The 20,816-nt window shown below is 59.6% G+C and carries 19 protein-coding genes; 9 read left to right on the top strand and 10 right to left on the bottom strand.

Annotation, left to right across the window (positions count from 1 at the left end; all coding sequences use genetic code 11):
* Positions 1–142 precede the first annotated feature (142 nt).
* From purM to HMPREF2562_RS08490, 3 genes are all read right to left on the bottom strand, one after another.
* Positions 143–1,207, bottom strand: a complete 1,065-nt coding sequence (gene purM / locus HMPREF2562_RS08500) for a phosphoribosylformylglycinamidine cyclo-ligase (RefSeq protein ID WP_016421389.1) — start codon at positions 1,205–1,207, stop codon at positions 143–145.
* A gap of 158 nt (positions 1,208–1,365) precedes the next feature.
* Positions 1,366–2,934, bottom strand: coding sequence for an amidophosphoribosyltransferase (gene purF, locus HMPREF2562_RS08495; protein ID WP_049190235.1), 1,569 nt, complete (start codon positions 2,932–2,934; stop codon positions 1,366–1,368).
* Between the two features lie 53 nt (positions 2,935–2,987).
* Positions 2,988–3,428, bottom strand: a complete 441-nt coding sequence (locus HMPREF2562_RS08490) for a sterol carrier family protein (RefSeq protein ID WP_049190234.1) — start codon at positions 3,426–3,428, stop codon at positions 2,988–2,990.
* A gap of 29 nt (positions 3,429–3,457) precedes the next feature.
* Between HMPREF2562_RS08490 and HMPREF2562_RS08485 the strand changes: the two genes are divergently transcribed.
* Positions 3,458–4,465 carry an acyl-CoA thioesterase gene (locus HMPREF2562_RS08485; RefSeq protein ID WP_016421392.1) on the top strand — a complete coding sequence of 336 codons (1,008 nt, stop codon included), beginning with the start codon at positions 3,458–3,460 and terminating at the stop codon, positions 4,463–4,465.
* Here HMPREF2562_RS08485 and HMPREF2562_RS08480 read toward each other — a convergent pair.
* Positions 4,462–5,169: a hypothetical protein gene (locus HMPREF2562_RS08480; RefSeq protein ID WP_049193818.1), complete on the bottom strand. Its 708-nt coding sequence runs from the start codon at positions 5,167–5,169 to the stop codon at positions 4,462–4,464. The genes HMPREF2562_RS08485 and HMPREF2562_RS08480 overlap by 4 nt on opposite strands.
* Before the next feature lie 119 nt (positions 5,170–5,288).
* Here HMPREF2562_RS08480 and HMPREF2562_RS08475 point away from each other — a divergent pair, with 119 nt between their 5' ends.
* Positions 5,289–6,227, top strand: a complete 939-nt coding sequence (locus tag HMPREF2562_RS08475; protein ID WP_224783816.1) for a hypothetical protein — start codon at positions 5,289–5,291, stop codon at positions 6,225–6,227.
* Between the two features lie 6 nt (positions 6,228–6,233).
* Here the strand turns inward: HMPREF2562_RS08475 and HMPREF2562_RS08470 are convergent, their stop codons facing one another.
* From HMPREF2562_RS08470 to HMPREF2562_RS08450, 5 genes are all read right to left on the bottom strand, one after another.
* Positions 6,234–6,725, bottom strand: a complete 492-nt coding sequence (locus HMPREF2562_RS08470) for a glutathione peroxidase (protein ID WP_049173070.1) — start codon at positions 6,723–6,725, stop codon at positions 6,234–6,236.
* 46 nt (positions 6,726–6,771) lie between these two features.
* Positions 6,772–7,581: a polysaccharide deacetylase family protein gene (locus HMPREF2562_RS08465; RefSeq protein ID WP_222865562.1), complete on the bottom strand. Its 810-nt coding sequence runs from the start codon at positions 7,579–7,581 to the stop codon at positions 6,772–6,774.
* Positions 7,582–7,714: 133 nt separating this feature from the next.
* Positions 7,715–8,386: a 5,6-dimethylbenzimidazole synthase gene (gene bluB / locus HMPREF2562_RS08460; RefSeq protein WP_049173072.1), complete on the bottom strand. Its 672-nt coding sequence runs from the start codon at positions 8,384–8,386 to the stop codon at positions 7,715–7,717.
* A 4-nt stretch (positions 8,387–8,390) separates the two neighbouring features.
* Positions 8,391–10,622, bottom strand: coding sequence for a S9 family peptidase (locus HMPREF2562_RS08455; protein WP_370449653.1), 2,232 nt, complete (start codon positions 10,620–10,622; stop codon positions 8,391–8,393).
* 5 nt (positions 10,623–10,627) lie between these two features.
* Positions 10,628–11,521: a phosphoribosylaminoimidazolesuccinocarboxamide synthase gene (locus HMPREF2562_RS08450; RefSeq protein WP_070438796.1), complete on the bottom strand. Its 894-nt coding sequence runs from the start codon at positions 11,519–11,521 to the stop codon at positions 10,628–10,630.
* Positions 11,522–11,817: 296 nt separating this feature from the next.
* Here HMPREF2562_RS08450 and HMPREF2562_RS08445 point away from each other — a divergent pair, with 296 nt between their 5' ends.
* The 7 genes from HMPREF2562_RS08445 (at position 11,818) to HMPREF2562_RS08415 (ending at position 18,813) form a co-directional block, all read left to right on the top strand.
* Positions 11,818–13,140 (top strand): acetyl-CoA C-acetyltransferase, encoded by a 1,323-nt coding sequence (locus tag HMPREF2562_RS08445; RefSeq protein ID WP_070549873.1) that lies wholly within the window; start codon positions 11,818–11,820, stop codon positions 13,138–13,140.
* Between the two features lie 47 nt (positions 13,141–13,187).
* The gene (locus HMPREF2562_RS08440) at positions 13,188–14,546 is read left to right on the top strand and encodes a 3-oxoacyl-ACP reductase (protein ID WP_049173074.1); all 1,359 of its coding nucleotides are present in this window, start codon (positions 13,188–13,190) and stop codon (positions 14,544–14,546) included.
* 53 nt (positions 14,547–14,599) lie between these two features.
* Positions 14,600–15,562, top strand: a complete 963-nt coding sequence (locus HMPREF2562_RS08435; RefSeq protein WP_016421402.1) for a MaoC/PaaZ C-terminal domain-containing protein — start codon at positions 14,600–14,602, stop codon at positions 15,560–15,562.
* 351 nt (positions 15,563–15,913) lie between these two features.
* Positions 15,914–16,378 (top strand): class Ib ribonucleoside-diphosphate reductase assembly flavoprotein NrdI, encoded by a 465-nt coding sequence (nrdI, locus tag HMPREF2562_RS08430; protein WP_080971522.1) that lies wholly within the window; start codon positions 15,914–15,916, stop codon positions 16,376–16,378.
* Entirely contained in the window at positions 16,375–17,379 is a 1,005-nt protein-coding gene (gene nrdF, locus HMPREF2562_RS08425; protein WP_080971523.1) for a class 1b ribonucleoside-diphosphate reductase subunit beta, read from the top strand. The genes nrdI and nrdF overlap by 4 nt, the downstream gene beginning before the upstream one ends.
* Positions 17,380–17,421: 42 nt before the next feature.
* Positions 17,422–17,997 (top strand): NADPH-dependent FMN reductase, encoded by a 576-nt coding sequence (locus HMPREF2562_RS08420; protein ID WP_016421405.1) that lies wholly within the window; start codon positions 17,422–17,424, stop codon positions 17,995–17,997.
* A 120-nt stretch (positions 17,998–18,117) separates the two neighbouring features.
* On the top strand, positions 18,118–18,813 hold the full coding sequence (locus HMPREF2562_RS08415; RefSeq protein WP_049173075.1) for a VOC family protein: 696 nt from the start codon (positions 18,118–18,120) through the stop codon (positions 18,811–18,813).
* Positions 18,814–18,815: 2 nt separating this feature from the next.
* Here the strand turns inward: HMPREF2562_RS08415 and HMPREF2562_RS08410 are convergent, their stop codons facing one another.
* Entirely contained in the window at positions 18,816–20,792 is a 1,977-nt protein-coding gene (locus HMPREF2562_RS08410) for a vWA domain-containing protein (RefSeq protein WP_016421407.1), read from the bottom strand.
* Positions 20,793–20,816 lie beyond the last annotated feature (24 nt).

Here is a 20,816-nt window from a genome sequence, read left to right as displayed (position 1 = left end):
TGCAGCCCGTGGTTTTCTGGGATCTCCGTTGTGCAACCCAGAATCTAGACCGCCCCGTCGCATCAGTAGGCCGCCCTCCACGGCAGACCAGCCGGCCCAGTCCCCGGCCGCCCGTCGCAGTAAACCGACGGCCGGCCGACGCTTAGAAGCGCGGGTGGCTGCCGCGCAAAACAGCCCCGTCCTCGCCAGCCTCGCTCTTGCGGACAGTACCCAGCTCCCAAGCGTTGATGTGGCGGGCAGTCAGCAGAGCCAGTGCACGATCGCGGTCCTCTGCGGAAACAATCGCAACCATGCCAACACCCATGTTGAAGGTCTTCTCCATCTCCTCGCGGGAGACGTTGCCGAGCTCAGCAATGGTCTTGAAGATCGGCCCCGGGGTCCATGTTGCGCGGCTCATGTCAGCGGTCAGGCCTTCCGGCATGATGCGAACCATGTTGCCAGCCAATCCACCACCGGTGACGTGGCAGAAAGTGCGGACCTCGGCCTCGTTCATCAGAGCCAGGCAGTCCTTCGCATAAATCTTGGTTGGCTCCAGCAGCTCCTCCCCGAGGGTGCGGCCGAAGTCCTCGACGTAACCGTCGAGCTCCAGACCGGCCTTCTCCAGGAGAACGTAGCGAGCCAGCGAGTAGCCATTGGAGTGAAGTCCAGAGGACTCCATGGCGATAATGACATCGCCCTCACGCACGCGGTCCGGGCCGAGAAGCTTGTCCTCTTCCACGACACCGACGCCGGTAGCGGAGACATCGTACTCACCCGGTTCCATCACACCCGGGTGCTCTGCAGTCTCGCCACCAAGGAGGGCGCAACCCGCCTGGACGCAACCCTCGGCGATGCCGGAAACGATCTCGGCGACGTGCTCCGGCACGACCTTGCCAATTGCAATGTAGTCCTGCAGGAACAGCGGCTCGGCGCCGCACACAACCAGGTCATCGACGACCATGGCGACCAGGTCCAGGCCAATGGTGTCGTGCTTGCCGACGGCCTGCGCCACGGCCAACTTGGTTCCCACACCATCGGAGGATGCGGCCAGCAGCGGCTTTTCGTAGTTGCCCAGTGCAAACAGGCCGGCAAAACCACCGAGCCCGCCACGGACCTCTGGGCGAGTGGCCTTCTTGGCAATCGGGGCGAATAGTTCAACGGCGCGGTCGCCGGCTTCGATGTCGACACCGGCTGCAGCGTAGGAAGCACCAGAAACGTTCTCGGTCATTAGAGGCTCTCGCTTTAAACTTTCTCCCCCGGGCGGCGTTACTGCCGTATCCGGGAGTATTGGCGGACCGGGAACAAAGCAACGGCTGCAATCTACAGCACCGCTTGCGCTTCGTTCTCGGTTCAGTTCTCGTAGTTCATTCTAAGGAGGTTTCGAGGCTAATTGCTCGTTGCGGCTTTGGCAGCCTGGGCTGCCTGCATCCTCTCAACCGCTGCCGCATTCGGATTGCCCTCCGGCAGACCCAGCGGGTACTTGCCATCGAAGCAGGCACAGCACACTTCGCTCTTTGCCTGTTCGGAAGCGGCGACCATGCCATCGATGGAGACAAATCCCAGGCTGTCGGCACCAATCGCGGTTGCGATACCGGAGACAATGTCATTCTCATCGACACCGTTGGCCAGCAGCTCGCCCGGAGAGGCGAAGTCAATGCCGTAGAAGCACGGCCATTTCACCGGCGGTGCGGCGATGCGCACGTGCACTTCCTTTGCACCGGCCTCACGCAGCATGCGAATCAGGGCACGCTGGGTGTTGCCGCGGACAATGGAATCATCGACCACGACCAAGCGCTTACCGGCGATAACTTCCTTCAGCGGGTTCAGCTTCAGTCGGATGCCCAGCTGACGAATCGTCTGCGAAGGCTGAATGAAGGTACGCCCCACGTAGCCGTTTTTGGTCAGCCCCTGTCCAAACGGGATGCCCGATTCCTGGGCGTAGCCAACAGCGGCCGGGGTACCGGATTCCGGCACCGGCATCACCAGGTCACCGTCAGCCGGGAACTCACGTGCCAACTGGCGGCCCAGCTCAAGACGCACCGCGTTGACGGAGCGACCACGGATGTTGGAGTCCGGGCGCGCCAGGTAGACGTACTCAAAAATGCATCCAGCGTGGGCGGTCTCGGCAAAACGCTGCGAACGCACACCAGAAGCATCAATGGTCACCATCTCGCCTGGCTCGATCTCGCGGACGAACGATGCACCGACGATATCCAGCGCGCAAGTCTCGGATGCGACTACCCAGCCACCGGACAGGCGCCCCAGGCACAGCGGGCGCACACCGTATGGGTCACGCGCGGCGTACAGCGTCTCGCCATCGGTGAAAGTAAGACAGAAAGCACCCTTCAAACGCGGCAGCAGTGCCATCGCGGCCGCTTCTACATTGGTGCTGCAGCCGTAATCTTCGGGGTGGTCAATCTTGCCGGTTTCGTCGGCAAGCAAAGTGGTCATGATTGCGGAGTCACTGGGCAGCTCGCCCTCTTCACGCAGCAGGCCCTTGTCGACCGCCTCATGGAACAGCGTGAGGTGGTTGGTCAGGTTGCCGTTGTGCCCCAGCGCGATGTCCGTGCCGTCAGAGGCCATCTGGAACATCGGCTGTGCATTCTCCCACGCAGGAGCGCCAGCGGTGGTGTAGCGCGTGTGCCCCACCGCTACGTGCCCCTTCAGGGCGTCGAGCGTCTGCTCATCAAAAACCTGGGAAACAAGCCCGAGATCCTTGAATACGAGAATTTGGTCGCCGTCGCCGACTGCGATACCGGCGGCTTCCTGGCCGCGATGCTGCAGGGCAAACAGGCCATAGTAGGTGAGTTTGGACACGTCTTCGCCAGGTGCCCAAACGCCAAAAACGCCACATTCTTCGCGCGGGGATGTCTCCCCCAGATCGTCGTAAGGCGAAATTGGCAAAAGTTTGGACTTTGGTGCACCTGAAATGTTGGTATCGGCCACGACATTCACACTAATAGCCCCACCCGCCTAGGCACCAATTCAGCATCCCCCCCCCACGGGCTTTAAGAAATGCGCGCCACCGGCAGATGATTCCCAATTTCCGCCGCGCGCGTGCCCGACATATCGATGTGCGCCTGCACCTGCTCTAACGTGATCATTCCGCACGCGAGTCCCAGCCAAATCTCCGGCGACATCTCCACGACATTGGGCGGCGTACCGCGTGTGTGCCTGGGCCCCTCAATACACTGGACCGCGACGAAGGGCGGCACACGCACCTCGACGCTATGCCCCGGCGCCTCTTGGGCGAGCATCCGCACGGACAGACGCACCGCTTTGGCAAGGCTCGCACGCCTTAACGACGACCCCTGCGCCCCATCCGCCCCGATGAAGGGGACAGCCTCTTGGTCAGACAGCAACTCGCGGCCGAGAAGCCGTTGCGCCGCCCAGGGTGCGGCGGTGGAAAGAGCGCTGCGAACGTCGAAAGGCGAGATTTTGGATACCATAACCTCATCCTAGAGTTATGCTTTCATATATGGATACGCAGTCAACTGAAAAAGCTGAACAGGTGCATGCTCCAGCGTCACCATCTCTTGTACTCCGTTTTATGGCGTCGCCGACCGATGTCATTATGGCCGGAACCAATTCCGTCCACGGCGGCCGTGTGTTGCAGTGGATTGACAAGGCCGCTTACGCCTGCGCGACCGGCTGGTCGGGACGCTACTGCGTGACTGCGTACTTCGGTCACATTCACTTCACTCGCCCGATTCCCAGCGGCCACATTGTTGAGGTGCGCTCCAAGATTGCGCATACCGGCCGCAGTTCCATGCACATCGTCAATGAGGTGCTCTCGGCTGATCCGCGCGAGGGCAAGTTCACCCGCGCAGCTGACTGCCTGGTGATCTTCGTAGCCATGGATGAAAACGGTAAGTCGACTCCGGTGCCGAAGTGGGTGCCGCAAACAGAGGAAGAAGAGCGCGTTGAGAAAGCCGCTCTTTCCCGTTTTGAGCTCCGCCGCGACATCGAAGCCAGCATGCGCGCGCAGACCTACTCCGCGGACTCTTCCGCACCCGAACTGACCACACGTTTCCTGGCAAAGCCGACCGATGTCAACTGGGGCGGAAACGTCCACGGCGGCACCGCCATGGAGTGGATCGACGAGGCTGCGACGGCAGTTACCACCAACTGGGCAGGGCGCCAGACCATTTCTGTCTACGCAGGTGGTATTCGCTTCTACAGCCCAATCCACATTGGCGACCTGGTTGAGGTGCGCGCACGCATCCTGCGTACAGGCACGACCTCGATGCACCTGTCGGTGCAGGTCTACTGCTGTGAGCCCCGCAAGGGTGTCGGCGGCCTGCGCAAGGCACTGCATTCGACCATGACGTATGTCGCAATTGATGACGATTTCAACCCGCAGCCGGTACCGCACTTCCAGCCGACGACGGATGAGGACAAGCGCCTGCACGCTCACGATCTGTCACTGAAGGCATTGCGTGACAAGTACAGCCCGCTGCCGCTGATTGAGCGCGAACAGGATTAAGCCGCCTGGCTACCCGGCTTCCTGTTTTTCCACCAGATGGATAGGAACATCCAGCCAATCAGCGCGAAGGTGATGTAGGTGACGTACCGGTCAATCGTCTGCAGGGAGCCCTGGATGCTTGGGCCAAACTTCAGGCCCAAGTACAGGTAGAAGCACTTGAGCATTGCGGCACAGAAGAAGAGGTACACGCCTACTACCCAGCCGCGCACCTTCGCAATACCACCGATGGCCACGACAATCGTGGCCGGAATCGGCGAGAATGGCACAAACGATGCCAGCACACTCAGCCCGATGCGTTCATAGATGAAGTTCTCCATCTTCTTAAACCATCGCGGTGGGTGTCCGCCGAAACTCATCGTTATGAATTCCGTGCCCCACTTCTTGCCCATCCAGTAGAAGAACGGCATGAACTTGATTGTCGAAAGCGCCGCAATCACTACAACAGCGAAGAGGAAGAGCGGCCGGTCCTCGTTTTCCGACGCGAGAATCAGCACCGACAGATTCGATCCTGTCAGCCATGTGTGCAAGAACGTGTACTTGAGCAGCAAAACCGCACGGAACGGGATGATTGCAAAGCCGTACACGGCAACCAGCATCAGCGATGCATAGAGAAGCTTGTCTATTTTGTCCGGCTCACGCAGGAAGCTCGGCAGATCCTCACGAGGGTCGTGCTCGGCCTCGTTACGCATGTCGGGTGAAGTCATGAACCACAGTTTAACTGCACGCCCTCTTCTGCAGCAGGAGCCGCAGACTAGGCCATTACGTACGGCTCAGACGCACTCGCCAAGGACGAGCGCAGCGCCGCCTACTATCCTGAGAAGATATGACCACCGATTCACCCGCGCCTGTGCCCGCACAGCAGCCTCACGCAGCACGGTCTGAGTCTTCCTCACCATCGCTTGACGACGGCCAGGAGAACGCATCCTCACCGAGCATGCTGCAACGTGTTCGCGCCGCTATCCCGCCTGTTTCCATCCTGGTACTGACGGCGGTATTCCTCTTCGCCGGGTGGTTCACGCTCTTCGGTCCTATCAATGTTCTGGCGTGGCGTGGTGGCACGTTCCCCCGCACCGAGGCAGACCGCCCTTACTATCAGCAGGCTCTGAAGGATGTTGCGCGCTATCAGTACGAGGAGCAGCCCTCCCCTGAGGTTTACTTCGGCCTGGCGTGTGGCGCTACTGATGACGACATCCGCAGCGTTATCCCCAAGGTCGGCGAGCACCCGAATTCAGACGCAGACCCAACTGCTGATGCAGATGCCGTCGCCGCCGCTGCTGCCACCAGGCCGGGTTCTGCACCCACAGCTGCGAACCAGACCGCGAAGCTGAATCCAAACCTTGACGCATTCGGCAACACGGTCGACTGCTCCGGTTCCTGGACTGCGCCATTCTTGTCATTCCTGCTCGCGTCCGCGGGTGTTCCGGTCTTTGATACGCCCGAGGATTCGGCTGCCGCAGCCGAGAACCCATGGCTGGTTACGGATGTCGAACAGCTCATGGATGCCTACAAGGCACATGATGCTTTCGTCACCGACAAGGACTTCTCTCCTCAGGTGGGTGACATCATTTTCTACCGCTACCCCGCAGGCCTTGGGGTGCACGCCAACATGGTTGTCGCGGTTCAGGGTGACTGGGTCACCATCGGTGGCGATGAGCTTGGCAAGGTCGGTCTAGCTAGCATGACCCTGCGCAACCGAGGTGGCATCGTGGGCTACGGTGCCACGGGCTACTTCGAGCAGGCACCGCTGGACGCCACCAAATAGCCAAGTTTAAATAGGCAAGTTTTCCTCGATGAGGTCGCGCAGAGCATCGTCGTCAGGCGAGACCTTGGAGCGGAAACGGCCGATGACCTCACCCTCGGGCGAGACAACGAACTTTTCGAAGTTCCACTTCACATCCCCAGCCTCGCCGTCGGCGTCCGGGGTTTCCTTCAACAGCTTGTACAGTGGGTGCGCGCCATGGCCGTTGACCTTCGTCTTTTGGAAGAGCGGGAAGGTAACGCCGAATTCGCGCTGGCAGAACTGCTTGATTTCCTCGGCGTTGCCGGGCTCTTGCCCACCGAACTGATTGCAGGGGAAGCCGAGGACGAAGAAGCCACGGGGTGCGAATTCGTCGAAAAGTCCTTGCAGATCGTCGTACTGATCCGTGAAACCGCACTCCGAGGCGGTGTTGACGATAAGCAGAACGTGGCCTGCCCAGTCATTCATCGTTGCTTCGTTGCCGTCGATGGTGGTCACTGGGATGTCGAAGAGATTGCTCATAAACCCCACACTAGGGCAGTCCCCCGATAGCCGTCAGAGGTAGCGACTAGCCGACCTGCTCCATGCCTTCAAAGAGCTCGCGGCCCAGCGGCACCGAAGAGTGGTTGACCGGCTGCGCACCCCCATCGACCGCCTGGTCAATGATGCCGACAACATCCTGGCGCAGCTTGTGCTCCCGCAGTTTCGAAGCGTTAACGGAGATGCGCACCGCGCGGCCCTTCTCCAGCGAGCGCTGCACCGAGGAGCGCACCGCACGGCGCCACCAACCGGCGCCGCCGAAGCCCTCGCCGATAGCCAGCACGCGAGTCGGATCAACAGCACCAGTGGTCAGGTCGCGGACACCATTTCGGTCCGCTGCCACTCGGAAGCCCAGCTCCGGCAGCACGTTCATGGTCTCGGGCGACATGGTCCACTTCGGTGGTGCAAAGACGTCCGTCTCAAAACCCATCGCACGCATCTGGCGCGTTGCGGCGGTCAGGCGCAAACGCGCTTCATGTTCGCTTAACGACGCAAATTCCGCGCCTCGGCCTCGAACTGACTGATCGAACCCCGCGAGAACAATCTCGATGCCGTCATCGCTACGACGGCGGAGCCAATCCAGCACCGCCGGAGCTTCCCGCAACGACCAGTTTTTACCCGCATGCGGCGCTACCAGCAGAGACGGTGTAATACCGCGCTGTTCCATCGCTGCCACGAAACGAGCGACGTCGAGCAATGTGCCATCGCGCAAACCCGACACCGACACCAAAAGCGGCGAACCGACCACACCACCGTCAACAGTTACGAGCTCTTTGCCCGCTGGACGAATGACCTGGTCGGTCGTCCGAATCTGTTCTTGCACCCCACTGCCTGCCATGGATTCAACAAAAACAGGCGTATGTAAATTTTTGGTAACGGAGAGGACAAGGCTTGGAGAATACTCAGAAGCCTTTCAAATAAGAGTTCAAAAAGCGCCATCGCAGCACATCAATGTGCGTCTGCAGCGCGGATTATCCCCAATGCACAACCTCATCGAGAGCCAGTCCCTTGCGCCAACCGAACTTCTCCAAGTCACGCTCCTCGGCCAGGTGCGTTACTGGACCAATGCACAGCCAGGCCACCGGGCGCACGGGTGCCTCGACACCGACAAAGTCAGCCAGGAAATCCTCATGGTAGAAACTGACCCAGCCGACGCCGAGCCCCTCTGCCGTAGCAGCCAGCCACAGATTCTGAATAGCCAGCGCGACTGACATGAGGCCGGTGTCATCGACGGTGTCGCGGCCGAGAATGTTCTTGCCGCCACGGGTCGGGTCATAGGTGACGACGATGCCCGTTCCCGAGTCCACGATTCCTTCAATCTGAATCGGATTGAAGGTCTCACGCCGCTCGCCTTCGAGCTTGGCCGCGAATTCAGCGCGACGTCCGGCTACGTGGTCGGCAAACTGCTGCAGGCGGTCCGGATTCTGAATGATATGAAAGTCCCACGGTTGGGACAGCCCCACCGACGGGGCTGCATGGGCCGCCGCCAACACGCGCATCAATCGCTCCCTGTCCACCACTTCTCCGGCGAATTCGCGGCGCACATCCCGCCGCCGAAAAAGGGTGTGGTAGACGGCCAACTGATCGTCGGAAAGCGAATCGGTGTCAAAACCCTGCGCGGACAGCAGCGTGCGCATATCCATGCCGTTACTCCACCGCACCAGCAGTGTGGACAATCCAGGCGTACTCGAAGGCAGTCTGACGCCAGCGTTCGTAACGACCGGAAACACCACCATGACCTGCGGACATCTCGGTCTTGAGCAGGAACTGCCCCGGCTGGCCTCCGACAACCTCGCGCAGCTTGGCGATCCACTTTGCCGGCTCCACGTAGAGCACGCGGGTGTCGTTCAAACTAGTAATCGCGAGAATCTTCGGGTACTTCGCATCGGCCGAGATGTTCTCGTACGGCGCGTAGGAGGCCATGTAGTCGTAGACCTCCGGGTCGTGGTAGGGATCGCCCCACTCATCCCACTCCACCACGGTCAGCGGCAGCTCTGGCATCAGCATGGATGTCAGGCAGTCGACAAACGGGACCACGGCCTGAATGCCCGCGAACCTATCGCCAGCAATGTTCGCGACCACGCCCATCAGCATGCCGCCCGCCGAACCGCCGAGTGCTACCAGCTGCTCGCGTGTGGTCCACCCAGAATCCAGCAGGTAGTCAGCGACGGCGACGAAGTCAGTGAATGTGTTCTTCTTCGTGGTTGCGCGACCGTTCTCCCACCAGCCGCGGCCCATTTCGCCACCACCGCGGACGTGTGCAATGACAAAAATCATCCCACGATCCAGCAGCGACAGTCGCGCGATGGAAAAGCCAGGATCCATCGAGGCTTCATAGGAACCGTAGCCGTAGAGCAGCGTCGGATTCGGCTTGCTCAGGTCCAGGTCCGCGCGGTGGATAATCGATACCGGAATCTGGGCACCGTCGGCTGCACTCACCCATTCACGCTTGGCGACGTAATCACCGCGATTAAACTTCCCGCGAATCTTCTGCTCCTTGAGCAGCACCCGCTTGCCCGAGGCAATATCAATCTGCCAAAGCTGCGACGGCGTGGTGAAGGAGCCGTAAGCGTAGCGCAACACCGGGGTGTCCCATTCAGCATTGCCGGTAGTGCCTGCAGAGTAGAGCTCTTCGTCGAAGTCGAGCTCGACGAAGTTCACAGCGGACGCTGGCACTGGAGCAGCAGCATGGCTTGTATCAGAGGCATCACCAGCGGAGCCAGCACCATCCTCATCCTGACCCAATACCGCCAGCGCCACACGGCCAATACCGCCACGACGGTAACCAAACGCGATGTGCCCAGCGAAGCAGTCGACGCCCTCAACGCGGACGTCATCGCGGTGCGGAACCAGCTCAGTGAGATCCGAAATGCTGTCGAAAGACCCCGCCGGCACCATGGCCAGTGCGAAGTTCGAACCAGTCATATTGTGTGTAATCAGCCACATATCCCGGCCACTAATGACGGCGTGATCGATGTCGTATTCAACACCGGCCTCACGCGGGCGCACGCAGGTGAACTCACCGGTCGGGTCACTGGCGTCCAGGTACCAAACCTCGGAAGTAATCTTCGAGGAGCTCTCAATAATCAGGTACTTTTCGCTGCGTACCGTGCCGACTCCAACCCAGTAGGCCTCATCGGGCTCATGGAAGACACAGACATCATCCTCGGTGGAGGTGCCCACGCGGTGACGCCACACGGAATCCGGCCGCCAGGCTTCGTCGACCTTCTGGTAGAAGATCCACTCGGAGCCGACCCAGGTAGCACCTGCGGCGATGCCCGCAATTTCGTCATCAAGCAGTTCACCCGTGCGCAGATCCTTTACGCGCAGCGTGTAGCGTTCGTCGCCTGTGACGTCGGTGGAATAGGCCAGCAGATTGCCGTCCGCGGAGACGCTCGCTGCGCCGAGGGCGAAGAAATCATGGCCTTCGGCCAGCTCGTTGGCATCCAGGATGACCTGTTCTCCTGGTGCTGGGGCATCGTCGGCGATGGTCGGCGGCGTCCACGCGGCAAGACCGTCACCGGCCTCCGCACGCACGCGACAGCTCATCCCGTAGGACTTGCCCTCCTGCGTGCGCGAGTAGTACCACCAGCCGTTAAGGCGAGTTGGGACCGACATGTCGGTCTCCTGCACGCGCGACTTGATCTCCTTAAAAATCGCGTCCGCGGTGCCGTCAAGATCGGAGGTAAAAGCCTCCGTATAGGCATTTTCAGCCTCTAGGTAGTCGATAACCTCGGAGTTTTCCTTATCGCGGAGCCACTCGAAGTTATCGGTGAAGTCCCTTCCGTGGAAGGACCGAGTCACCGGCTTCCGTTGTGCACGGGGTGCGGGCAAATCCTTTTTTGCAGGCTTGCCGACGGATGCCGAGTCCAAGGTCACTTCGCTCACGCAGGTTCTCCAATCCAGTCCGAGAAGCGGCGGCCCGACAGTCGTTCGTAGGCCTCGACGTACCGCTCGCGAGTTGCTTCCACAACACTACCCGGCAGCGCCGGCGGCGGAGTGCCCTCGCCCTTCTTCCAGCCGGACTTGGAGCAGGTCAGCCAGTTTCGGACGTACTGCTTGTCGAAGCTCGGGTTAACCGAACCCTCCTGGTAGGAGTCGGCTGGCCAGTAGCGGGAGGAGTCCGGGGTGAGAACCTCGTCGGCCAGCACCAGGTTGCCGTCGGAGTCGAGGCCGAACTCAAACTTGGTGTCGGCCAGGATGATGCCGCGCTTAGCAGCCAGTTCAGCAGCCTGGGAGTAGATGCGCAGGGTGGCATCGCGAAGCTCTTCGGCGCGCTTCTGCCCCAGGGACTCCACAACGGCGTCGAAGGAGACATTCTCGTCGTGCTCGCCCAGCTCAGCCTTGGTGGCCGGGGTAAAAATCGGTTCTGGCAACTTGGAGCCCTCGACGAGGCCCTCTGGCAGCTCAATGCCACAGACAGTGCCGTTTTCCTTGTACTCGACCAGGCCAGAGCCTGTCAGGTAGCCACGTGCGACGCACTCGAATGGCAGCATGTCCAGCTTCTTGCACACCAGCGCACGACCTAGGCACTCCTCCGGAATGCGCTCATCGTCAGCCGGGCCAGCCATGTGGTTCGGGAAGTCAATCTCATCGAAGAAGAACACGCTCATCGCGGTGAGCACTCGACCCTTGTCAGGAATCGGGGTCTCCAGAATGTGGTCGAAGGCAGAAATACGGTCACTGACCACAAGCAGCAGAGTCTCAGGGTCAATCTCGTAGATTTCCCGGACCTTGCCCGCGGAAAGATGGTTATACGAGGAAAGTTCAGGTCGCATGGCGATAAAGTCTAAACCCCTATACGCCTTTGCACTCTATTGATACCTCCGGCCGCCACCCCAACTAGTGGGGATTGACGCAATTACCGTCGTCAAGCGGGAAAACTTTTGAGATTTCGGAGTGCTGCCCATCGAATTTTTCACAGGTGGACGACGGTGTTTGCCTCTCACCTCCCCCGCTCGGTAGATGACTGGACAAAAATATTTCTAAAAACGTGACAGAAAACACCGATACCAGTATTGTCTAAATTTAGTAATTCACGTCACACTTCAAGGATTTTGAAGGGAACAATCACATGGCAGCTCAGGCCAACAATAACTCTCTGCGCCGCGCAGTCGTCGTCGGTGGTAACCGCATTCCGTTCGCTCGTTCTAACAAGGAATACGCTAACGAGTCGAACCAGGACATGCTGACCGCCGCAATCGACGGTCTCGTCGCTCGCTTCGGTATCGGCGGCGAGCGCCTCGGCGCAGTCTCCGCCGGCGCTGTACTGAAGCACTCCCGTGACTTTAACCTCACCCGTGAGTGTGTCCTCGGCTCCGCACTGGCGCCGGACACCCCGGCTTTCGACATTCAGATGGCATGTGCCACCGGCATGGAAGCCCTCAACTCTGTCTCCAACATGATCAAGCTGGGCCAGATTGACTCCGCCATCGCCGGCGGCGTGGACACCACCTCCGACGCTCCGATTGCTGTCAACGACCGTCTGCGCAAGATCCTGCTGGAGGCCAGCCGCCAGAAGTCCACTCTGGACATGGCAAAGGTCTTCCTGAAGGCTCGTCCGTCCGACCTGGCTCCAGACACTCCGTCGACCGGCGAGCCACGCACTGGCCTGTCCATGGGTGAGCACCAGGCAATCACCACCGCCAAGTGGGGCGTTACCCGCGCCGAGCAGGACGAGCTCGCCGCCGCTTCCCACCAGAACATGGCAAACGCTTACGACGAGGGCTTCTTCACTGACCTCGTCACCCCGTACAAGGGCGTTTCCCGCGACACCAACATGCGCCCGGACTCCACCCCGGAGAAGCTGGCCAAGCTCAAGCCAGTCTTCGGCCGCGGCCTGGAAGCAGAGCCGACCATGACCGCCGGTAACTCCACTCCGCTTACCGACGGCGCCTCCGCCGTCCTCGTCTCCACCCCGGAGTGGGCCGCTGAGCGCGGTCTGCCGATGCTTGCCGACGTCGTCGATTCCGAGGCGGCCGCAGTTGACTTCGTCCACGGCGACGAGGGCCTGCTGATGGCTCCGGCTTACGCCACCCCGCGCCTGCTGGCCCGCAACGGCTGGACCTTCGACGACTTCGACTTCTTCGAGATCCACGAGGCCTTCGCCGGCACTGTCCTGTCCACCATGAAGGCATGGGAGGACGAGGAGTTCTGCCGCACCAAGCTCGGACTGGAAGGCCCGCTGGGCTCCATCCCGCGCGAGAAGCTCAACGTCAAGGGCTCTTCTCTGGCAGCCGGCCACCCATTCGCCGCTACCGGCGGCCGCATTGTGGCAGCCCTCGCCAAGATGCTGCGCCAGAAGGCAGACGAGACCGGCAAGACCACTCGCGGCCTGATCTCCGTTTGTGCTGCGGGCGGCCAGGGTGTTGTCGCAGTTCTCGAGGCTCGCGTCTAAAAGCGCACCACCGATAAAGACACTTTTACTTTCAAGGAGAATTTTCCATGACCGATAAGTACCAGGAACTCGTCAACGGTGGTCCGCTCACTGGACTGGCTAAGGCCGCTGGCCTGCCGCAGCCACCGTTCCTGCGCCGCCACAAGCCGGGCGGTCCGCTGCTGAACAACGACAAGGTGCTCGTCACCGGCGAGGGTGCAGATGCAGACGCAGTTGCAGCTCAGCTGGCTGAGTGGGGTCTGCAGGTCCGTCGTGGCAACGCCGCTGACGACAAGATTGGTGCCATTGTCCTCGTCGCCACTGAGGCCAAGCGTCCGGCAGAGCTGCAGGGCCCAGTGCTCGCTGCTGCAAAGCACATGCGCAAGCTGGACAAGGGTGGTCGCATCGTCACCGTCTCCCGCGCCAAGGATGCTCACCACAACGCAACCCCGGCCGAGATCGCTGAGAACGCTGTCGCCGGTGGTATCGAGGGCCTGATTCGCTCCCTCGGCCACGAGGTTCGTGGCGGCTCCACCGCCAACGGCATCCTCGTTGCTCCGGGGGTCTCGGTCACCGCGCCATCCGTGATTTCCTCCCTGCACTTCTTCCTCTCCGGCCGCTCGGCCTTCATCGACGGCCAGTTCCTCCGCGTCACCTCCGACGCGGGCGAGATCCCGTCCGACTGGGATAAGCCGCTGGCTGGCAAGGTTGCCGCTGTCACCGGTTCCGCCCGTGGTATCGGTGCCGCTATCGCTCGCCAGCTCAAGGCTGACGGCGCAGAGGTCATCGTCATCGACGTTCCACAGGCGGGCGAGGCTCTGTCCAAGGTTGCCAACGAGCTCGGTGGCCTGGCTCTGCAGCAGGACATCACTGCCGACGACGCCGGCAACGCCATTGCCGATGCCGCTGTGGCCCGCTACGGTCGCCTGGACATCGTCATCCACAACGCAGGCATCACCCGCGACAAGATGTTCGCCAACATGGACGACGCCAAGTGGGGCTCGGTCATCGCCGTCAACATCGAGTCTCAGCTGAAGATGAACGAGCAGCTGCTGAACCACAAGGCCTTCGAGAAGGCTCCGCGTATTGCCACCATGGCTTCCACCTCCGGTATCGCAGGTAACCGCGGCCAGACCAACTACGCCACCTCCAAGGCCGGCGTTATCGCAATGGTCGAGGCTTACGCTGAGGAGTTTGCTAAGCGCGGCGGCAACATCAACGCTGTTGCTCCGGGCTTCATCGAGACCGACATGACCGCTGCTATTCCGTTCGTCAACCGCCAGGTTGCTCGACGCGTGAACTCGCTGCAGCAGGGTGGCCAGCCGGGCGATGTCGCCCAGGCAATCGCCTTCCTGGTCTCCGACCGCGCTCTCGGCGTCAATGGTCACGTCCTGCGCGTCTGCGGTCAGAACATCGTCGGCGCCTAAGCGAAGTCGCGGCTTCCGCATAGGCTCCCGATAAGGAGGAAAGAGGAAAACTTATGGCTAAGACCCTGGATGCCATTCCCAATCTGGTTCCGCTCTACGCCAAGGCAGCTGCTGGTTCGGCGAAGAAACGCCCGAACTCCACCGAAATCAAGGTCGATGAACTAGTGGTCAAGGGCGTCACTGTCGATGCCGACCGTGACCAGGACTTCCGCGACGTCGTTGGCGCCCCGAAGTCTGAACAGGCTTTCTTCGGCCACATCCACGCCCTAATCATGCCCATCCAGATGGAGCTAATGGCTGCGGATGATTTCCCGCTGCCGATGATGGGCCTGGTCCACACCGAGAACACCTACCGCGAAATCTCGCCTGTCACACTCGGTGGCAAAGTTGATATCGCGGTGAAGGTTGCCGCATTCCGCGCTCACCGCTCGGGCACTGAGGTTGTTCTGGAGTCAACTGTTACATCGTCCACATCCGGCGCCACCTTGGTCGAGGAGCAGTCGGTGTATCTGGCCAAGGGCGTTCGCCTGAAGGATGCCGAGGGCTTCGAAGAGGTCCAGGCACAGCGTGAGGCCATCAAGTCCGGCGCCGAGACCATCAAACGCGAGCAGTTCAAGGTTCCCTTCCCCACCGCTCAGTGGAAGCTGGCTGGCAACACCGGCCGCAAGTGGGCCAAGGTTTCCGGTGACTGGAACCCGATTCACATCACCTCTGTCTCCGCGAAGGCTCTGGGCATGCCAGCAGCGATTGCACACGGCATGTACACCGCCTCCCGCGCGCTGGCTGAGGCACAGGTTCTGCCGGGTCAGTCGTACGAGTTCCAGATTTCCTTCGGTGCGCCGGTCGTTCTGCCGACCACCATCAATGTCGCACTCACCCACACCGGTGACGGTGCAGGTGCTGCTCACAACCTGACTGAGGGCAGCTCCAACATCGGCCGCGCAGTCAACATTGTCGCGTGGGATCGCAAGAAGAAGCGTCCGCACTTCACCGGAAGTGTTCGTCCGCTGAAGTAGTTGATGCGAAAGCGCTGTAGAAAACGCCGCGCTTTGGAAAACCAGTCTCCTCATCGACTGGGCCTTTCCAAAGCGCGGCGGTTTTGTTTCCCTGTTGTGCTTTTGCCCGGGGCACGACTGGAGCCCCCTCCGAGAGACACCACCTCCTCCCTCTCCCCCCGGCCGGCAACCCCGCCACTTTCCCGCCTTGAAGATCAGCTGCTGGGTTTTTCCGCCGTTAATGAAGAGTCGCGGCTTTACTTCGCAATTGCGTGACTAAGCACTTTTCAACCGCATGTAGGCAACGCCTTGTTGACACCCCATTCACTCCTCTATTTTATGTTCAATCCATTGAACATAGGAGGTAATCGAGTGTCTTCATCATCGAAGACGCCGCTGACTTTCACGGAACTCCCACCGGAGGAGTCACCCCGAATCGTGTACTTCTCCAGTGCTTCTGAAAACACTCACCGGTTCGTCCAAAAGCTGGCTCAACCAGCAGCACGCATCCCGTTACATCCGCGAAAAGACGGAATGATTCGCGTTTGCAGCCCATTTGTCCTGATCACACCGACTTATGGTGGCGGATGTCGGCGCCGCGCGGTACCTAAGCAAGTCATCGCTTTTCTCAACGACGAAACCAACAGGAGTTTCATCCGCGGTGTCATCACCTCGGGCAACACAAATTTCGGCACCGACTTTTGCATAGCCGGAGCCATCATTTCTGCAAAATGCCAGGTTCCGGAGCTATACCACTATGAGCTACTGGGGACAGACCACGATGTGGAGAACGTCAAAGAGGGCCTGGAAAAATTCTGGAGGAGCGCTACTTCTTGAACATCTACAGCTATTCAACTACGCCACCGTCTTTTCGAAAGGACCCAGCTGCCCGCCTTCGGCCAATCAACTGGAACCGAGTGCAAGATGACAAAGATCTCGAAGTGTGGAATCGCCTAACAGCAAATTTTTGGCTGCCCGAAAAAGTTCCGCTGTCCAATGACCTTGCAGACTGGCGACGTCTCACCGATCTAGAACGCGAGCTGACCATGAAGGTCTTCACCGGACTGACCATGCTCGACACAGTCCAGGCGTCTGTCGGGGAGATTTCCCAAATTCAAGATGCCCGCACCGAACATGAAGAGGCCGTCTACACGAATATCGCTTTCATGCAAGCAGTGCATGCAAAGTCTTATTCTTCAGTATTTTCTACGCTATCCAATACCCCTGACATCGACGCTGCCTACCAATGGGCAGTCGCCAATGACATCCTGCAGGCTCGGTCAAAAGCTGTGCTCAAACACTATTACGGCGACGTTCCACTCAAGCGAAAGGCGGCAGCAACGCTTCTTTCGTCCTTCTCGCTCTACGCCGGCTTCTACCTCCCGCTGCACTTCGCATCACGTGGCATCCTGACCAATACCGCCGACATGGTGCGCCTGATTCTGCGTGACAAAGCTGTTCACGGCTATTACTCCGGCTACAAATTCCAGCGAGGCGTAGAAACCTACGACACCGCCACGCAAACGCAGATGAAGGCTTTCGTCTTCGAACTTCTCGATGATCTATACCAGCTCGAACTGAGGTACTCCGAAGCCCTATACCAACCACTCGGGCTCTACGACGACGTTGCCAACTTCATTCGATACAACGCCAACAAAGCGCTCATGAACTTGGGATACCCGCAGCGGTTTAACCATGAAGAGACCGCCTTCAAGCCCGAAATTCTCGCCGCCCTCACCCCGGGGTCAGATGAAAACCACGACTTTTTCTCCGGTTCCGGCTCCGCATATGTCATCGGAAAAGCCGAAGACACCGCAGATGAAGACTGGGATTTCTAAATCCACGTCTTTCCCCATACATCCTAAGAAAGGAACATTCGCATGACTGCACAGATTTCTATCCTGGTAGGAAGCTTGCGTCGAGCCTCCTATGCACGAAAGATTGCACTCAAGGCAGCCACGTACTTCCCCGATGACTTCAAAGTCGACATCGTCGAGATTCGTGACCTCCCTCTCTACAACTTCGACTACGACGACCCCGCAGTGTCCGATATTGCGACTCCCGCGGAATACACCAGTTTCCGGGAAACCATTAAAGCCAGCGATGGCATCCTATTTGTCACCCCAGAAAACAACCGCACAATTCCTGCAGCTCTGAAGAATGCCGTTGACATCGGATCTAAGCCCAACGGTGATGTGGCATGGAAGAACCTGCCCGCGGGAATTATCAGCCACTCCGTCGGCCGTATGGGCGGTTATAGCTCTCAGAAGAACTTGCGACTCGCGCTGTCGTACTTCGACATGCCGATGCTCGGTCAGCCAGAGGTCTTCCTGGGACAATCGCCAACACTCATTGACGAACAAGGAGAATTCACGTCGTCAAGCACTGAGGACTTTGTTCGCGACTACATCAACAGATTTGCAGACCTAGTTCGCGAGCAGAGCCCACGCCACTAACTGAAATCCCCTAATCAGCGCAGCGTTACTGGGGATATCGCCGTATGAAGATTCTTCACTGACTAGGATCAAACGCTGCGTTCTCTGCGCGGTTAGGCGCTCGTCGTTAGGCTCATTTTCATGACTGTTTCTATCTCGGCCGTGATCGCGCTTAACGACGACCCCCGCGCCGCTGCGCGGTTTTACGCCGAAGGTTTTCACTCCAACATCAAGCCCAACTCCACCACGCTCACCATCGGCGGGATGGACTTTGAACTCATTGAGAACGGGAACCGCCGATTAACCCCCGCTGTGTCTTTTATGGTGCGATTTGCCCCTGGTCAGGAAAACCAGCTGCGCAGACTGTGGGAGCATCTGATGGCGGGTGATGAAACCATCAGCGGTGGTGCTACGCTCATGCCCCTGACCAGCTACGATTTCTCGCCGCTCTTTGGCTGGTTGGTCGACGGCAATGGGGTCAACTGGCAACTGATGATTGATTCCTTAACCAGCGGGGCTGCAAGCACGGACGCTGCCGCAAAGACAGCGAATCCCGCCGTTATTCCCTACTTCATGTGGACAGGCGACGAACCACAGGCTGCCGCCGCCACCGAGGTATACAACCGGCTTTTCGGGTCAGGGAATTTCATGACGCTCGACTCGCCGGGCATGCACAATTTCACCTTCGGCGACGGTGTGGCGATGCGCCTCTCCAGCGATTCGGCCGAAGAGGTCGAAAGCGCCTGCCAAGCGCTTGGCCTAACAGGCGCTGAGGTTGCCGAGGGCACGGAAGCCGTCGTCAAGCCTGACCGATTCGGCGTGTACTGGACGCTCTAGCGTTACTTACGGGTCAACGCGATTGCTGCGCCGACGACGGCTAACAGAACTGCACCAATAGAGAACCACATCATGTTGGAAGAGCCGTCATCCTCGTTTTCTTCGGTGCCCTTCGGATTCTGCTGGCTACTAGTCGGGGCCTCGCTACTTGGCGACTTGTGCGCGACCTGTTCAAAAGCTGGGCCCGGAATCTTCTCGCCGACCAACTCCGTGGTCAGCTGGTAAGTCACCGGGACGTTTTGAACACCCGCGACATCGTGGGATTGACCGGCACCCCAGCTGTTGTTGAAGAAGACAACGATGTACTGGTCGCCATCCAACCAGGCTCTTTCAGCCTCGTAATCGCCCGACTTTTCACTATCTTCGCCGATCCGATTGCGATAGTTAATCCGGGCCGAGTTACCAAATGTAGTCTCTTCACCGATCTGGTGTTCATTGGCCGGACGGTTTTCCTCGCTGCCGGCGAGCTGGCGTGCCGAGTTCAGCGTCTTGATATCCAGGCCGGAGATCTGTGCAAGCTTGTCCGCTTCTGGGGCGTCAATGAGTTTGACGGCGCCGCGGAGCTGCTGCCCATACTCGGACTTGATCTTGTACACGTGCGTCTCACCAGGAACAATGTCGGCCGTGACGCTGCTGATGTTGTCGGCAGTAAGTTCCGTGGCGTCATCGAACCACGAACCTGGGGTGACCTTCTTAGCCTGATCTGCTTCCGGTGTCGCGGGCGGAGGGTTCAAGCTCTCCTTGTCGGACGGGAACGCCTCCGGCACATCAATCAGGTTTTCGTTGGCGAAACGCTTGATGGTTACTTCTGCAGGAATGTCCTGGCCCTCGAAGGAGCCGCCTTTCCGAGCCACGGAGAACACCACATTGCCCGGCTTACAGTCCCCCTCAGCTCCCCCGGACTGCTTGGTTGTTATCGATGCGAAAAAGGGGCCATTGGAGTCGATGATGCCATTGCCGAAATCATTGGCCAGGAAGCAACTGCTGTCATCCAAATGCATAGTGAGCGCGAAGTTACGAACATCTAGGTCCATCAACGTCGCGCCTGACGACGCTCCCGGCACGGTAGCCGCACTAATTGCAAGCCGCTCTCCCTCAGCAACCGGGACGGAGAAGTACTCAGCACCGTCGCCTTCCTGATTACCGATGCTGCGCTCGGACTCAGGAGTCTTTTCCCGCAGCTTGGTCGAGAACGTTTCCACGTCGGCAGGCACCTTGGTAGCGCTCGTAGGAGCGTCGCCGCCCTGTATCTCTTGCGCGCTGGACTGCGCGGTGCGTGCGGTGCGGGTCGCCAGCGTCTTCATGGACTCAGCCAGCGAATCGGAGTCCTGGGCGTCCAGGTACTCACCGCCAGTGGCCTCAGCAATGCACTCCAGTTCAGCACGTGCACCTGCATCAACAAGGAAACCAACTGTGTTGATGACCAGGTCAATGCCCTGCTGCTTGAGTTCCTTGGCTACCTCGCACACCGGTGGCGGAGCACAGGTGTCCTCACCATCGGAGACCAACACAATCGAACGTTGCCCTTCTTTCGGCAACTCATCGGCAGCCTGACGCAGCGCAGGCCCCATCGGGGTGTGGCCGGAGGCTTGGACCTTTCCTACTTCAGCAGGAATCTTCGCCGAGTTACCCGCCTGCACGGGCAGCAGCGTGGTGATGTCCTGACAGCCAGCTTCCCGCTCCTCCGGCGAATTGCCAACTTCCGTGCCGTAGACCATGAACCCAATTTCGGAGTCCTCTGACACCGATCCCGCGAACTTACTCGTGGCAGTCTTCGCTGCCTCCATTCGGGTCTGGCCGCCCGCGTCGTCGGCAAGCATTGACCCTGAAGCATCCAGGATCACCATGGTTGGCGAGATAGTACTCGCGGCCTCTTGCGCCTGTGCACGCCCTGTTGTGATTCCCGCAAAAGAGCCTACGAGCACCAGCAGCATGGAGATGGTGAGCACGACCGCTGAGAGTTGTCTTCTTCTGATCATGTGGTCGGTTCCTTTTCTTCAAGC

This window comes from Corynebacterium sp. HMSC077G07 (genome assembly GCF_001809225.1).
GTDB classification, from domain to species: domain Bacteria; phylum Actinomycetota; class Actinomycetes; order Mycobacteriales; family Mycobacteriaceae; genus Corynebacterium; species Corynebacterium jeikeium_D.
The sequence above is the reverse complement of the archived record's forward strand: the minus strand, read 5'-3'. Positions and strand labels throughout refer to the sequence as shown.